14 protein-coding genes are annotated in these 15,561 nt (G+C 61.8%); 8 read left to right on the top strand and 6 right to left on the bottom strand.

Annotated elements, in window-relative coordinates:
- Positions 1-16: 16 nt before the first annotated feature.
- The 5 genes from DVU_RS02635 to DVU_RS02615 all read right to left on the bottom strand — a co-directional run bounded on the left by DVU_RS02635 (position 17) and on the right by DVU_RS02615 (position 3,986).
- Positions 17-1,135, bottom strand: a complete 1,119-nt coding sequence (locus tag DVU_RS02635; protein WP_010937853.1) for a branched-chain amino acid ABC transporter substrate-binding protein — start codon at positions 1,133-1,135, stop codon at positions 17-19.
- Positions 1,136-1,583: 448 nt separating this feature from the next.
- Positions 1,584-2,009 (bottom strand): universal stress protein, encoded by a 426-nt coding sequence (locus tag DVU_RS02630; protein ID WP_010937851.1) that lies wholly within the window; start codon positions 2,007-2,009, stop codon positions 1,584-1,586.
- Complete coding sequence (locus tag DVU_RS02625; RefSeq protein WP_010937850.1) at positions 2,009-2,410, bottom strand: biotin/lipoyl-binding protein; 402 nt, start codon at positions 2,408-2,410, stop codon at positions 2,009-2,011. Before DVU_RS02625 ends, DVU_RS02630 begins: the two co-directional genes overlap by 1 nt.
- A 22-nt stretch (positions 2,411-2,432) precedes the next feature.
- Entirely contained in the window at positions 2,433-3,542 is a 1,110-nt protein-coding gene (locus DVU_RS02620; protein WP_010937849.1) for a YeiH family protein, read from the bottom strand.
- Between the two features lie 21 nt (positions 3,543-3,563).
- A complete protein-coding gene (locus tag DVU_RS02615) occupies positions 3,564-3,986 on the bottom strand; it encodes a universal stress protein (RefSeq protein WP_010937848.1) in 423 nt (140 codons plus the stop codon).
- A gap of 297 nt (positions 3,987-4,283) precedes the next feature.
- Here DVU_RS02615 and DVU_RS02610 point away from each other — a divergent pair, with 297 nt between their 5' ends.
- Together DVU_RS02610 and DVU_RS02605 are read left to right on the top strand one after the other, a co-directional pair.
- Entirely contained in the window at positions 4,284-6,695 is a 2,412-nt protein-coding gene (locus DVU_RS02610) for a c-type heme family protein (RefSeq protein ID WP_010937846.1), read from the top strand.
- Positions 6,679-8,082, top strand: a complete 1,404-nt coding sequence (locus DVU_RS02605) for a sigma-54-dependent transcriptional regulator (protein WP_010937845.1) — start codon at positions 6,679-6,681, stop codon at positions 8,080-8,082. Before DVU_RS02610 ends, DVU_RS02605 begins: the two co-directional genes overlap by 17 nt.
- 17 nt (positions 8,083-8,099) lie before the next feature.
- Here DVU_RS02605 and DVU_RS02600 read toward each other — a convergent pair whose 3' ends face one another.
- Positions 8,100-8,888 carry a sugar phosphate isomerase/epimerase family protein gene (locus DVU_RS02600; protein WP_010937844.1) on the bottom strand — a complete coding sequence of 263 codons (789 nt, stop codon included), beginning with the start codon at positions 8,886-8,888 and terminating at the stop codon, positions 8,100-8,102.
- Positions 8,889-9,322: 434 nt separating this feature from the next.
- Between DVU_RS02600 and hmcA the strand changes: the two genes are divergently transcribed.
- From hmcA to hmcF, 6 genes are read left to right on the top strand one after another with little or no spacing between them, the layout of a single operon-like run.
- Positions 9,323-10,960 (top strand): sulfate respiration complex hexadecaheme cytochrome HmcA, encoded by a 1,638-nt coding sequence (hmcA, locus tag DVU_RS02595; RefSeq protein ID WP_014524248.1) that lies wholly within the window; start codon positions 9,323-9,325, stop codon positions 10,958-10,960.
- An 18-nt stretch (positions 10,961-10,978) separates the two neighbouring features.
- Positions 10,979-12,091, top strand: coding sequence for a sulfate respiration complex iron-sulfur protein HmcB (hmcB, locus tag DVU_RS02590; protein WP_010937841.1), 1,113 nt, complete (start codon positions 10,979-10,981; stop codon positions 12,089-12,091).
- The gene (gene hmcC, locus DVU_RS02585) at positions 12,092-13,258 is read left to right on the top strand and encodes a sulfate respiration complex protein HmcC (protein WP_010937840.1); all 1,167 of its coding nucleotides are present in this window, start codon (positions 12,092-12,094) and stop codon (positions 13,256-13,258) included.
- A gap of 15 nt (positions 13,259-13,273) precedes the next feature.
- Positions 13,274-13,417 (top strand): sulfate respiration complex protein HmcD, encoded by a 144-nt coding sequence (gene hmcD, locus DVU_RS16685; RefSeq protein ID WP_010937839.1) that lies wholly within the window; start codon positions 13,274-13,276, stop codon positions 13,415-13,417.
- Positions 13,418-13,438: 21 nt separating this feature from the next.
- Positions 13,439-14,119, top strand: a complete 681-nt coding sequence (gene hmcE, locus DVU_RS02580; RefSeq protein ID WP_010937838.1) for a sulfate respiration complex protein HmcE — start codon at positions 13,439-13,441, stop codon at positions 14,117-14,119.
- 23 nt (positions 14,120-14,142) lie between these two features.
- A complete protein-coding gene (hmcF, locus tag DVU_RS02575) occupies positions 14,143-15,528 on the top strand; it encodes a sulfate respiration complex iron-sulfur protein HmcF (RefSeq protein WP_010937837.1) in 1,386 nt (461 codons plus the stop codon).
- Positions 15,529-15,561 lie beyond the last annotated feature (33 nt).

Below are 15,561 nucleotides of genomic sequence, written 5' to 3'. Positions count from 1 at the left end.
ATGTCCTGTTCCTCGGCTACTTCAGTTCGACGTACACGCCGTTCTTGACCTGATACATGGAGAAGCCGGTACCTTCGGCATCGCCACGCTTGTCGAACTTGATCTTGCCGATGGCGGTCTCGACGAAGTTGTTACGCAGGGCGTCGACAACCTTGGGGGTTTCGGTGCTGCCTGCACGCTGCACGGCGGTAAGAAGGGCCTGCGCAGCGGCGAAGGCTTCCTTGTAGAACGCGCCGGGTTCAGTGCCGAACTCCTTCTTGTGCAGTTCGATGGCTTCCTTGTACATGGGCAGCATGCTCACGTCCTTGGAGCTGGAGGCGTACACGCCCTCGGCGTCCTTGCCGGCGACCTTGATGAAGGTGTCGTCCTTCACGCCGTCGTCGGAGATGAAGGGCGTGGTCATACGCTTCTTGCGCATCTGGGCGACGATCTTCGAGGCTTCAGGATGGTAGCCGCCGAACATGACTGCGTCGGCACCTTCGCTGCGCACCTTCTGCACCACGGCGCTGTAGTCCACGGCACCGGGGGTCACGCCTTCGAACAGCACGACGGTGGCCTTGCCGCTCTGCTCGATGAACTGCTTTGCGTACTCGGCGTAGCCCTTGCCGTAGTCGCCCTTGTCATGCAGCACGGCGATCTTCTTGGCACCGAGCTTGTCGATGGCGAAATCGACGCCCAGCTTCGCCTGCTGGTCGTCCGAGGAGATGGTGCGGAAGAACATGGGGTAGTCGCCGCTCTGGGTGAGCGCAGGCGTGGTGGCCGAAGGCGACATGACGACCTTGTTGGCTTCCTTGTAGATGGGCAGCGCGGCCTTGGTGGCGCCGGAGCAGATGTGACCCAGCACGATGTCCACGCCGTCGGAGACGAGCTTGGTGGCCGCGTTGGTGGCCATTTCAGGCTTGCACTGGTCGTCCTGCGGAATGACTTCGACCATCTTGCCGTTGATGCCGCCCTTGTCGTTGAACATCTTGGCGACAATCTTGGCGGCGTTGGCAGAGGGCAGGCCGTAAGAGGCCAGGTCGCCACTGTGTGCGCCGGGTACGCCCAGTTTGATGGTGTCACCGGCGAAGACCGGACCAGCCATGACCGCGACGGTCATTCCCGCGATGAGCGCCTTGAACCAACCTTTGCGCATGATCCTTCCTCCGATGTTAGCGAGGGCAGTACAAAATGGTAAAAAATGCGCCACGGCGAGACCCCTCCTCCACCGGGCGGACAGACGCTTGGGGGGCATACCCCATAACCGACTTCTGTTTCTGCCATGTTTTCTGAAAAACTGTCAAACGGCATCTGTCACACACTAACGTTAGATTCTTCTATTTCAGCTCATTAGAATGCACCATCCAACAAATTAACGATAATGGTTGATACGCAAATACAATACAGATGAGTGACAAGCCCCGCAAGGCGGACCCTTTTCAGCTAATGTGTACTGTGTCTCTCCGAACCCGAAGGCGCCGTCCCCGGGGGGGGACACGGTGCACGACCTTCATCGTGGGACACATGACCAGAGAGGCCGCCACATCTCTGCGGCGGCCTCCTGATAATCACAGAACAGCGGACACATTCGCACGCTGCTGAGGCTATGCCCTCACCAGCAGGACATCGCACGGGGCATCGCGCGCGATACGCGTCACCGCATCACGCATCATCTCAAGCCCCCGCGTGAACGGGTTGGCGAGCACAAGCAGGTCATACCCCCTGGCGGCCTGTGCCAGAGTCTCCTCCACCACATCACCACGGGCTGTGACCAACCCTCCGGGGATCCCGGCTGCGAGGTCAAGATACCTCGTCGCAGCCTTTGCGGCGGCCTTCTGCTCTTCATCATGCATGTACTCGAGAAAGCCGATGCGCGAGTTGCACCCCGAAAGCCAGTCGTGCCCGGTGAAGACATCCCACGTAGCATCCATGACGAACAGGGCGTCCAACTGTGCTCCCTGCTCACGTGCCATGCGCAGGGCTTCTTCTGTCGCACGCACATGGTCATCAAGGGCCAACAGTATCTTCATTAGGGCAAGGTCCCCTTCTCGTGCTCAAGCACGATGACCGAGTGCTTTCCCTTCTTCACGGCCTCGCCGGGCTGACCAGTGACCTTGAGGACCTTGCCGTTGGCCTTGGCGGTGAATTCCTTCACCACCGTCTTCTCCTGCATGGCGTTGTTGACCCATTTCTTCTCAACGACCTCGAGAGCGTACAGCTTGTCGCCCGTTTTCACCTGTGCCCCTTCGGTGACGAACACTTCGGTCAGCTTGCCGTCCTGCTGCACCGTTATCTTCACGGTGGGGATGACGAAGGCCATATAGGCCAGCACGCACACTACGACCAGGGCGGAGAAGACGATGGCGGCAACGTCCTCGTGGCGGTCGGACCTGAATACAGTGAGGGACTTCTTCTTGTCGTCGGCAGACATTGCGGACTCCTTGCTACGGCGCCTAGAACGCGCCTTCCTTGGGGATGAAGGCGAGGATGATGATCAGGGCGAGGATGTACTTGACCATGCCTGCAATCAGGCCGATGCGCAGCGGAACACCGCCGGCGGCCTTGATCTCGCGCACGTCGATATAGGCTCCAAGGCCCACGAGGCCAACGCCGAAGATCCACGCCATGACATCGCGCATGAGGTGCAGGGTCTCGGACCCCTCGGCACCGAGCATATGCAGCGACGACAGGGCGGTCATGCCCACGAAGCCGAGAACGAAGATGGGGAACTTGGAGGCAAGGATGCTGCCGAGGCTGGTGTGTTCGGCATCGGCCTCACCCTTCCAGTACCAAGCCGTGATGAAGAACACGACGAAGGGGATGCAGATGACGCGCACGACGTTCCATATCTCACCATAGGCAACGGCCGTACCCGGAGCGAACACGGGGTTGAATGCGAGGCAGGTGGCGAGCACCTGACCCGAGTTCAGGATACCCGTGCCCACCCATGCTCCGAACTGGTAGTCGGAAAGTTGCAGGGCCTTGCCGATGAAGGGGCTCACGAACATCGTCATGATGCCGAAACCGAGGATGGTGGCGATGGAGAGCGCAAGGTCGACGGGCTTGGCCCGCACACCGGGGGCGGTAGCCACCGCAGCCGAGACACCGCACACACCGCATGCAGCCGCCATGGTCGCCGTGACGGACCTGTCTGCCCCAAGACGGCTACCCAGCCACATGATGAAGATGGCCGTTCCGAAAACGAACGCCACGATGAGGGTGATGGCGACACCGCCCACCTTGAGCAGCTTGTCGAAAGTGTAGAGCGAACCGAGCATGATGACACCGGTCTTGATGAACAGACGGGTCGTCCTGAAGCCCTCTTCGGCCCACCCCGGTATCTTGCCGCCGAACAGGATGTTCCGGTAGAACATACCGGTAAGAATCGAAAGCAGGATGTAGTTGAGGCTGAGAACCTGCACCAGCCAGCCCTTCCTGCCGAAGACCACGGCATCCTTCATCCACGGTTCGACATAGGTACGCAGTACGTAGAGCGTGCCGACCATGACGAGCAGGCCGGGCACGATGTCCATCATCTTTCCGGCGAGACCCTTCTCTTGCATGACCTGTTTCTCCTGATGTTACTACTTGACGATAAGCACATTGCACGATGACAGTTCGGCCACTTTCGACGACACACTGCCAAGAAGCATACGCAAGGCCTTGTGCCTTCCATGAGCACCTATGACGATGCAGTCGATGGACCTCTCCTGAGCTACATCAAGTATGCTGTCCACGATACGCCCGCTCTTCATGACAGTCTCGACCTCGACGCCAGAACCCTTCAGCTTTTCACCTGCACGGTGCAATGCCACAGAACCATTCATGTCCAATGCCCTAGATACGGCATCGCAATCACCAGCCGGTATCTCTTCGGACATCAGACAGAGGTCAGGCACCACATTGACGACGACAATAGCCCCGCCCATGCCTTGCGCAAGATGTACCGCGGTGTCCAAGGCTTTGTCCGACTGGGGTGAACCATCATAAGGAACGAGCAGTTTCATGGTGACTCCTGATGCTTAGGATTGGTTGTGACCTGAACTGACACTCGATACGAAGCAAGCTGCATGCCACGGCAAGAAAAGAAAACAGTCGAAACAAAACAGGATCTTATAGAGACCGTCAAAACTGCACATGCTAACTCGTGTTAGCATGTGTATCCATCAGGAAGCATCAGAACCGCCGCCTGTTGCCCATTGTTCAGGTGACGCGCTATAGAGACAAGACACTTCGAAGCCCCATGTTCCGCGCGGTCATATGGACCGCCCGACAGGACACGACAACCCGGAACGGTTTCCGCCATGCCCTCCGCACCCCCTGAGAACGGGCACCGCCGCCACAAGCCTTATTCGCTCCAGATACGGTTCATGCTCGGCCTCATGGGCATCCTCGTCACCATGGGGCTGTTCTTCGCAGCCTCCCTGTACATGCACCTGAACCAGCTTGTGTCCGCCGAAGCCCGTTCCAAAGCCTCGCTCATCCTCAGCCACGCCGAATCGGTGCAGAGTTATGTGCGCAACACGTTGCGCCCCGCCATGTACCGGGACCTGCCAGCCGACAGGTTCATCATCGAAGCCATGTCGACGTCGTTCGTCACCCGGCACGTCATGAGCGACCCGGCTCACGGGAACGAGGCATTCGAATACCGGCGTGTCGCCATCGACGCCCGCAACCCGTCCTTCGAAGCTGCCTCTCTGGAGCGTGGGCTCATAGAACGCTTCAAGGCCGACCCGACACTGACCCGCATCGAGGAGACTGAAAACGGCGAGAGGGGCGAACGGTTCATAACCGCCCGCCCCGTCCGTTTCGAAGAAGCCTGCATGAAGTGCCACGGTGCCCCGGAAGATGCCCCCCCGCAACTGATCGCACTGTATGGCCCTGTGCGGGGCTTTGGCCGCTCCCCCGGTGAACTGGCGGGCATCGACCTCGTATCCATCGCCATCGACGAATCCCTCAGTTCGGCGAAGGAGGCCATAACCTCCTTCGCCACGCTCTTCGCCGTGGGCATGGTCATCCTCTTTGCCATCATCCACACGTTCTTCACGCGCCTTGTCGTCTACAATCTGAGACGGATGGGAGCCGCCATGCAACGTCAGCTCGGCTTCGACGCGAACGGTTCCATGCTCGACAGGCTGCGCCGTGACGAAGAGATTGAAGATGTCATCAACACCATGGAAGGCTTCACACGACAACTGGCGCAGGCTAGGCAGCAACTCAAAGACTACGCGAGCAATCTCGAGTCGATGGTCGCGACGCGAACGGCAGACCTTCAGGCGGAGGCCGACGCCCGGAGTGCCGATGTCGGGCTGTTCGTCGAACTTCTCGCCGGACTGAACCGCAGCCAGGGCAAGCACGACCTTCTCGGCACATCGCTCGAACTCATCGCCCGTCGCTTCAACGCTGCCAGCGCCGCATACGCCTGCCTGCTTTCGGGTACCGAGTCATTCTCATGGCCCGCAGACGCAGCACCGCCACAACTGCCAGAGGACATGGGAGTGCTCCTTGGAGACGGCTTGCCGCGGCTCACACCCCGCGCGTGGTACATCCCCGTCCAGACCACCGAGACATCCCGTGGCCTGCTCTGCCTTTTCTGGCGCGAAGACAGACCGCACGGGCCGCGCACTCCTGAACTGGCACAGGCACTGGGACGTCAGCTGGGCATCGCGCTCGACAACATCGACGTGCTCGACAACCTCCTGCGGCAGAACACCCTGCTCGACTCCATATTCGAAGGCATCTCCGACCCCCTGCTGCTCCTTGACGGTCACGGGGCCATCGTGTTTGCCAACGGGTCAGCCGAACGCATGGCAAAGGCTATACCGGGTGGTCTGCCGCGCCTTCTCGATGATGCAGGACTCCCCGACGCCGTGGCAGAGCCTGCCCAGATGGAAATCGCACTCGAGGATGGACGCTCGTTCGTCATCAACGTCTATCCGCTTGCACAGACACACGGCAGGAACCGTAGCGTGGTCTACCTTCGTGAGACGACGAGGGAAAAGCGCATGTTCGACCAGATGCGGCAGCAGGAGAAGCTTGCCTCGGTGGGACGCCTTGCAGCAGGGCTCGCCCACGAGATCAACAACCCCCTCGGCGTCATCATGTGTTACGCCGAACTGCTCCAGACACAGGTCGGAGACTCGCAGGCACGCCATGACCTCGACATCATCCTGCGACACACCCTTCAGGCCCAGCGTGTCGTCCGTGACCTGCTCGACTTCGCCCGCCCCAAGGACACACGCTGCGAGGCCTGTGACATCAACGACGTGCTGTCCGATATCGTGGAGATTTTCATGCCGAAAGCCCGCAAGTCGGGCGTGAACGTCTCACTCGACCTTGAACCCGACCTGCCGCGTGTCTACGCTGACCGGGACTCCCTGGGACAGGTGTTCTCCAACCTGCTCCTCAACGCCCTCGATGCCGTGCCGGAACGTACAGGCACCATTGCCATCAGCACCTGCGGCAAGGGGTACGGTGTCACGGTGACCATCAGGGATAACGGGCCGGGCATCCCTGAAGCGCACCGTGACCGCATCTTCGACCCTTTCTACACGACGAAGGAAACAGGACGCGGCACGGGTCTCGGACTTGCCGTCGTCTATGGCATCATGCGCGACCTCAACGGCAACATCGACGTCTCCACCGACGACGGTGCCACATTCATTCTTCACTTTCCTGCTGACGGAGACCCCCGCGACCATGCCAACGACATGTGACGAACACATCCTCATCGTCGATGACGAACCCGACTTCGCGCACGGACTGGCAAGACTGGTGAGCAGGGACTTTCCGGCAGCCAGTGTCTCTGTGGCGCTTTCCGGCGCTGAGGCGCTGCACATCATCCAGGGCAGCGGGGTCGCCCTGCTGCTCACCGACCTGCGGATGCCCGACATGGATGGAATGGAACTCATGCAGCAGGCCATGACCGTGGACCCCACGACTTCGGTCATCCTGCTCACGGCGCACGGTTCCATAGAGACGGCGGTCGCCGCCCTCAAGAACGGCGCATACGACTTCCTCACCAAGCCCGTCCGCCGCGAAGAACTGCAAAGGACCCTCAACAAGGCGCTGGAGCGGATACGCATCCTCAAAGAGAACAAACGGTTGCGTCAAATGATGCAACAAGGCTGCATCGAACGCCAGATGATAGGCGAATCTCCGGTCATGCAACGCCTCAAGGAGACTATCGCGGCCATCGCAGCCACGGACTACTCTGTGCTCATCAGGGGAGAATCAGGGACAGGCAAGGAACTCGTCGCCGACATGCTGCACCGCCTCGGCAGCAGGAGGGAGCGCCCACTAGTCAAAGTGAACTGCCCCTCCATCCCCGACCAGCTTCTGGAAAGTGAACTGTTCGGACACGTCAAAGGGGCATTCACGGGGGCAGACAGGACTCGGCGCGGGCTCTTCATGTCTGCGCAACGGGGAACGCTCCTGCTGGATGAAATCGGGGACATCGGTGAGGCACTCCAGACCAAGCTGCTCCGGGTCTTGCAAGAGCGCGAGATTCGCCCTGTGGGGTCAAGCGCGAGCACCCTCGTGGATGTGCGTATCATCGCCAGCACCAACAGGGCCCTCGAAGAGCGCATCAAGCAGGGACTCTTCCGGGAAGACCTCTTCTACAGGCTCAACGTGCTGACCATCCACACGCCCCCCCTCCGAGAACGGCGCGACGACATCCCACTGCTGGCAGACCACTTCGTCGCGGCGACTTGCCGGGAGCTCTCCAGCCCTGTGAAACGCATCTCACCCGGCGCACTTGCCTGTCTTGCCGGAAGGGAGTGGCCCGGCAATGTCAGGGAACTACAGAACTACATCCGCAGGCTCGTCGTCTTCTGCCCGGGAGACACCATCGACACCGCCCACCTTCGTCTTGTGGACGGCACGACCTGCCCGACGACTGCGGAGACGCCATCCCTTGTTCCCTACAAAGAGGCGAAGGGGGCTGTCGTGGAGGATTTCACCCGCCGTTACGTCGAAGGCCTCTTGCGCCAGACGGGAGGCAACATATCCGAGGCGGCGCGACTTTCAGGCATCGAACGCGTGTCACTCCAGAAGATCCTGCGTCGTCTGGGCACTTCCGGAGACACGTTCAAAGGATAGACGGCAACCGGCTGGAATCACCCGAGCAACGTCATGACCTCCGGTCGCGCGCGCATCCACGCAAGCGACTGTTCGAAGGCCACTTCGTCATGCGGTTCCAGCGTCGCTGAAGGCTTGACCCCTCGCCGTTCAAGCCCCTCGAAGAACGCCGCCAGCGGGATGCGTCCGGCCCCCAGCCCGAGATGCTGGTCGCCACTGCCGTCATTGTCATGAAGATGCAGATGGCTGAGGCGAGGCGCGAAGGCATCAAGCCATCGGTCGAGGTCGTCACGGGCGATACCCCCCGCGAAGCTGAACCAGTGCCCCACATCGAAGCAGATGCCTGCCCTTTCCACCGGCAACGCATCGACAACCCTCCGAAGATGCTCCGGGCTGCGCTCGTGTGTGTTCTCAAGGCACAGCCTCGCCTCCGAGACCGCCAGCACCCCTTCCCACGTCCCCGCAGACCGTTCAAGCCAGCGGGCGGCATCGGCACCATGCTGGCTGCCGTCCCATGACACATGCCCTATCATATGATGTGGCGCATACAGTGACGCCAGTGCAGCTGCCCGACGCAAGGTTTCGCGTGAGGCGGCAAGGATGGCGTCATTGAAGCTGCCCGGATGCAGGTCGAAGAAGGGCAGATGCACCCCGCAAGCCAGCCCTTCGGCACGCAGCATGGCTGCCGTCTCACGATGCCACGACTCGGGGAGGTCCTGCACCGCCACCGTGTCCATCCCGAATTCGGGATTGATGCGCCTTTCTATGAAAAGCCTGAACCACCGCTTGTCTCGAGCGATCCAACTTAACGGCAAGTTTACGAACATAGCATTTCCCGCGCCACCGGTCGGTGACCATTGAAGGTTGCACAGCAGAGGCCCGCGCCCCTTTCACCGCATCGACGTTCATGCCCGCAACCACACGTCCCCAAGGGAAAAGGGGGCAATTGCCACATGCGCTGCAATTGCATCTGCGCGTGTTTTTTCACTTGACGCTCTTGACACAATAGCATACCCCCGCAGTAGGATTTATTCCATACTATACAGGTAGGGTATGCGATGCTCCCCACACCACCGCCCGCCCGCCTGTCGTATCACGAGGACAGCCACGAAGGAATCAGGTTCCCCTCAGGAGGGGGCGACCGGGAAACCACCGTGGCACGTCCGTCTGGCGACGCCGCTCCCCGCGGGGAAACGGGGGCGACGTCCGGCTGGGGATGTCTGAGGATGTGTATCACCCATTCTTCCAAAGGACTGCCACTATGAGGAACGGAAGGACACTGCTGCGATGGGCGGGAGTGTTGGCTGCCACCGCCATCATCGGCGTCGGCGGTTTCTGGTCACAGGGGACGACCAAGGCCCTCCCCGAAGGGCCGGGCGAAAAACGCGCCGACCTGATCGAGATCGGGGCCATGGAACGCTTCGGGAAGCTTGATCTTCCCAAGGTGGCGTTCCGCCACGACCAGCACACCACCGCCGTGACGGGCATGGGCAAGGACTGCGCCGCCTGTCACAAGAGCAAGGACGGCAAGATGTCGCTGAAGTTCATGCGGCTTGACGACAACAGCGCCGCTGAACTCAAGGAAATCTACCACGCCAACTGTATCGGCTGTCATACCGACCTCGCCAAGGCCGGTAAGAAGACCGGCCCGCAGGACGGCGAATGCCGCTCGTGCCACAACCCGAAGCCCTCTGCCGCCTCGTCGTGGAAGGAGATAGGCTTCGACAAGTCGCTGCACTACCGTCACGTGGCGTCCAAGGCCATCAAGCCCGTGGGCGACCCGCAGAAGAACTGCGGCGCTTGCCACCACGTCTATGACGAAGCTTCCAAGAAGCTCGTATGGGGTAAGAACAAGGAAGACTCGTGCCGCGCCTGTCACGGCGAGAAGCCCGTGGACAAGCGTCCCGCGCTCGACACCGCCGCCCACACCGCGTGCATCAGCTGCCACATGGACGTCGCCAAGACCAAGGCCGAGACCGGCCCGGTCAACTGCGCCGGCTGCCACGCCCCCGAGGCGCAGGCCAAGTTCAAGGTGGTACGCGAAGTGCCCCGCCTCGACCGCGGTCAGCCCGACGCCGCCCTCATCCTGCCCGTACCCGGCAAGGATGCCCCGCGCGAGATGAAGGGCACCATGAAGCCGGTCGCCTTCGACCACAAGGCCCACGAAGCCAAGGCCAACGACTGCCGCACCTGCCACCATGTGCGCATCGACACCTGCACCGCCTGCCATACCGTGAACGGTACCGCAGACAGCAAGTTCGTCCAGCTTGAAAAGGCCATGCACCAGCCCGACTCCATGCGCAGCTGCGTGGGTTGTCACAACACCCGCGTCCAGCAGCCCACCTGTGCCGGTTGCCACGGCTTCATCAAGCCCACGAAGAGCGATGCCCAGTGCGGCGTGTGCCACGTGGCCGCCCCCGGCTTCGACGCCAAGCAGGTCGAAGCGGGCGCATTGCTGAACCTCAAGGCAGAGCAGCGTTCGCAGGTTGCCGCCTCCATGCTGTCGGCCCGTCCGCAGCCCAAGGGCACCTTCGACCTCAATGACATCCCCGAAAAGGTCGTCATCGGCTCCATCGCCAAGGAATACCAGCCCAGCGAGTTCCCGCACCGCAAGATCGTGAAGACGCTCATCGCCGGTATCGGTGAAGACAAGCTGGCCGCCACCTTCCACATCGAGAAGGGCACGCTGTGCCAGGGCTGCCACCACAACAGCCCCGCCAGCCTCACCCCGCCCAAATGCGCGAGCTGCCACGGCAAGCCCTTCGACGCCGACAGGGGCGACCGTCCCGGTCTCAAGGCCGCCTACCACCAGCAGTGCATGGGCTGCCACGACCGGATGAAGATCGAAAAGCCGGCGAACACCGCCTGCGTCGATTGCCACAAGGAACGCGCGAAATAGGACGGTGAGGAGTACGACATGGATCGCAGAAGATTCCTGACCCTGCTGGGAAGCGCCGGCCTTACCGCCACAGTGGCCACGGCGGGCACGGCCAAGGCCGCGTCCACGGGCACCTTCCCGGGATACAAGGACAGCTACGGGGTGCTGCACGACACCACCCGTTGCATCGGTTGCCGCAAGTGCGAGCAGGCCTGCAACGAAGTGAACAAGCTCCCCGCCCCCAAGGCCAAGTTCGACGACCTGACGGTTCTCGAAAAGACGCGTCGCACCGACGCCGACTCGTGGACCGTGGTCAACAGGTACAACGCTGCCGGGCTCGACCATCCGGTCTTCCGCAAGCAGCAGTGCAACCACTGTCTCGAACCGGCCTGCGCCTCGGCGTGTTTCGTCAAGGCCTTCACCAAGAACCCCGACGGCTCCGTCACCTATGACGGCAGCCTCTGCGTCGGCTGTCGCTACTGCATGGTCGCCTGCCCGTTCAACGTGCCGGCCTTCCAGTACGCCGAAGCCTTCGACCCGCTCATCCAGAAGTGCACCATGTGCCACCCGCGTCTGGCCGAGGGCAAGCTCCCCGGCTGCGTCGAGATATGCCCGAAGGAGGCCCTCACCTTCGGTCGCCGCAAGGACCTCGTGCGCATCGCCCATGACCGCATCCGCCAGAACCCCGGTCGTTACATCGACCACGTGTACGGCGAACAGGAAATGGGCGGCACCGCGTGGATGTACCTCTCGGGCGTGCCCTTCTCCGCGACCGGCATGAACGAGGAACTCGGCACCAAGTCGGCCCCTGAATACACCGCAGGCGCACTGGGTGCCGTGCCCATGGTCGTTGGCATCTGGCCCATCCTTCTGACGGGTGCCTATGCCATCACCAAGCGCAAGGAAAAGATCGCCGCCGAAGAGCAGGCCGAAGCCGTGAAGCAGGCCGTTGCTGCAAGCCGCGCCGAAGCCGACGACAAGCTCAAGGCTGCCCTTGCCAAGGCCGACAAGGACAAGGAGGCCGCCGTCACCCGCGAGGTGAAGAAGGCCGTCGACGAAGCGCGCAAGACCTTCGAGGAGGAACTGGCAGCGAAAGAGCAGCCCGAAGCCCCCGAAGGCGACGACGCCGGCAAGCCCGGGGAGGATGCGTAGATGCAGCACGCCAACACCAACAAGTCGCTCATGACGCCGGGCAACATCATCACCGGCATCATCCTCGTCATGGGTCTGGTGCTGACCGTTCTTCGCTTCACGAAGGGCATCGGCGCCGTCTCGAACCTTGACGACAACAACCCCTGGGGCATCTGGATCGGCTTCGACCTGCTCTGCGGTGTGGCGCTCGCCGCCGGTGGCTATGTCACCTCGGCCTCGTGCTACCTGTTCGGCATGAAGCGCTACCACTCCGCAGTGCGCCCCGCCATCACCACGGCGTTCCTCGGCTACTTCTTCGTGGTCGTGGCACTGAACTACGACCTCGGTCATCCGCTGCGCCTGCCCTACCCGCTGGTCTACTCGCAGGGCACGACCTCGCTGCTCTTCGAAGTGGGTCTGTGCGTTGCCACCTACCTCACGGTGCTGTTCGTCGAATGGTCGCCTGCCGCCCTCGAGTGGCTCGGCCTTCGCAAGATCCGCAACGTGGTGGTGAAGCTCACGCTGGTGCTGACCATCTTCGGCGTGGTGCTCTCGACCCTGCACCAGTCGTCGCTGGGCGCACTGTTCCTCATCGCCCCGTCGAAGCTGCACCCGCTGTGGTACTCGTCGTTCCTGCCGGTGTTCTTCTTCATCTCGTCCATGGTGGCGGGCCTCTCGATGGTCATCTTCGAAGGCTCCCTCGCCCACAAGGGCATGCACCACATGATGGACGAGACGCACCTGAAGGAAGCCGACGGCGTCGTCTTCGGCTTCGGCAAGGCCGCTTCGTTCGTGCTGGCCGGCTACTTCATGATCAAGGTCATCGACGTGACCATGGACAACGACTGGCACTACCTCGCCACCGGTTACGGTGCGTGGTGGCTGGTGGAGATGCTCGGCTTCGTGGCGCTGCCCTCGTTCCTGTACGCCCTCGGCGTGCGCGAGAAGCGCATCGGCGTCATCCGCTTCGCCTCCGTGCTGGGCGTGCTCGGCATCGTGATGAACCGCTTCAACGTCTGCCTCGTCGCCTTCAACTGGCAGCTTCCGGCCGACCAGCGGTACTTCCCGCACTGGATGGAGATCGGCATATCGGTGTTCATCGTGACCTCGATCATCACCGTGTACCGCTTCATCGCGTCCCGGATGCCGGTCCTCTACGAGCACCCGGACTACAAGGACGCCCACTAGGGCAAGGAGCACGCAATGGATCAGGCAATCTACACCCTGCACGAGTTCATGCTCCACACCAAGAACTGGACGTACATCCTGATGGGTGTGACGCTCTTGGTGTACGTGGGTTACTGGCTCTTCCTCACCGGGCGTGACGAGAAGATCCGCAAATACTAGCCGGACCGAAGGAGCAACACCATGTACGCATTCCTTACCGGACCCATGCTGTGGGCGTCGCTGCTGGTCTTCTTCGGAGGCCTGCTCGCCCGCGTCATCTGGTACATCCGCGGTCTCGACTGGCGTCTCGACCGCGTGGCCTACAAGCCCCATCTCGCCATCGGCCTTCAGGGGGCCGTCCAGTCGGCCCTGAAGTGGCTGGTGCCCTTCGGCACCTACAGCTGGCGTCAGCAGCCCTTCTTCACCGTGGCGTTCTTCCTGTTCCACATCGGTGCGGTGCTGGTGCCGCTGTTCCTCGCCGGTCACAACGTGATCCTCGAAGAACGCTTCGGCTTCAGCCTGCCCGCGCTGCCCATGGGCGTGGCCGACACGCTGACGGTGCTCGCCATCATCGGTCTGGTGATGATCGCCCTGCGGCGCATCGCCCTCACCGAGGTGCGCATCCTCACCACCGGCTACGACTGGTTCATCCTTGCGGTCTCGGCCGCTCCCTTCGTGACCGGCTTCCTCGCCCGCCTGCATGTGGGCGACTACGACACGTGGCTGCTCGCCCACATCATCACCGGTGAGCTGTTCCTGATCGTGGCCCCGTTCACGAAGCTCTCGCACATCGTGCTGTTCTTCATGTCGCGCGGTCAGCTGGGGATGGACTACGCCATCAAGCGTGGTGGTGCCACCCGTGGCCCCGCCTTCCCCTGGTAACCGGCGGCTGAAGGGAGGAAACCATGCCTGAAGGTAAGTTCTGCAACAGAAAGCCCGTGAACACCGAGGAAGACCTCAAGGCTCTTCTCGGCGACAAGGGCGGTGCCCAGTACTACAAGGAAATGGAGGAACTGGAGGTCGATCAGGAGGCCCTGTGGGCCAACATCGAGAAGACCTGCCAGTCCCGCACCAAGACCTGGCTCGAGATATGCGCCCACTGCGGCATGTGCGCCGACAGCTGCTTCCTGTACCGTGTCAACGACCGTGACCCCAAGCAGGTGCCCGCGTACAAGATACAGTCCACCCTCGGCGAGATCATCCGCCGCAAGGGCAAGGTCGACACCCAGTTCATGCTCCACGCCATGGAAGTGGCGTGGTCGCAGTGCACCTGCTGCAACCGCTGCGGTCAGTACTGCCCCCATGGCATCGACATGGGCGTCATGTTCAGCTACCTGCGCGGTCTGCTCTACTCGCAGGGTTTCGTACCGTGGGAACTGAAGATCGGCTCCGGCATGCACCGCGTGTACGGCGCCCAGATGGACGTGACCACCGAAGACTGGGTCGAGACCTGCGAATGGATGGCCGAAGAACAGCAGGAAGAGTGGCCCGGGCTTGAGATTCCCGTCGACGTCGAGAACGCGGACATCATGTACGTGCTCAACGCCCGCGAACCCAAGCACTACCCCGAAGACGTGGCCGAGGCCGCCATCCTCTTCCACATCGCCGGAGAGAACTGGACCGTGCCGAGTGAAGGCTGGGAACAGACCTCTCTCGCCATGTTCGCGGGCGACTGGGCCGCATGCAAGATGCAGGTCGAGCGCGTCTACGCCGCCATCGAAAGGCTGAAGCCCAAGTGCGTCGTGGGTACCGAATGTGGTCACGCGCACCGCGCCTCCGCCATCGAAGGCCCCTACTGGGCCGGGTACGAAGACGGCAAGACCCCCGCACCCTGGCTGCACTACGTCGAGTGGGTGGCCATGGCACTGCGCACCGGGAAGATCAAGATCGACCCCGAAAAGCGCATCAAGGAACCCGTGACGTTGCAGGACTCGTGCAACTACATCCGCAACCACGGCCTTGCCAAGTGCACCCGCGAGATCATGAGCTACATCGCCGATGACTTCCGCGAGATGACCCCCAACCGCGAGCACAACTACTGCTGCGGCGGCGGTGGCGGCTTCAACGGCATCGGCAAGTTCCGCAAGCAGCGCAACAAGGCCCTGCAGACCAAGCGCGACCAGATTCTCGCCACCGGTGCGAAGCTGGTCGTGGCCCCGTGCCACAACTGCTGGGACGCCATCCGTGACCTCGAAGAGGAATACCGCATCGGCATCCGCTGGAGCTTCCTGAAGCCCCTGATCATCAAGATGGCCATCATACCCGAGCACTTGAGACCCGAAGAAGAATAGGCGGTGTGTGCCGGAGGAGTCACCCCTCCGGCA

This window comes from Nitratidesulfovibrio vulgaris str. Hildenborough, assembly GCF_000195755.1.
GTDB lineage: Bacteria > Desulfobacterota > Desulfovibrionia > Desulfovibrionales > Desulfovibrionaceae > Nitratidesulfovibrio > Nitratidesulfovibrio vulgaris.
The sequence above is the reverse complement of the archived record's forward strand: the minus strand, read 5'-3'. Positions and strand labels throughout refer to the sequence as shown.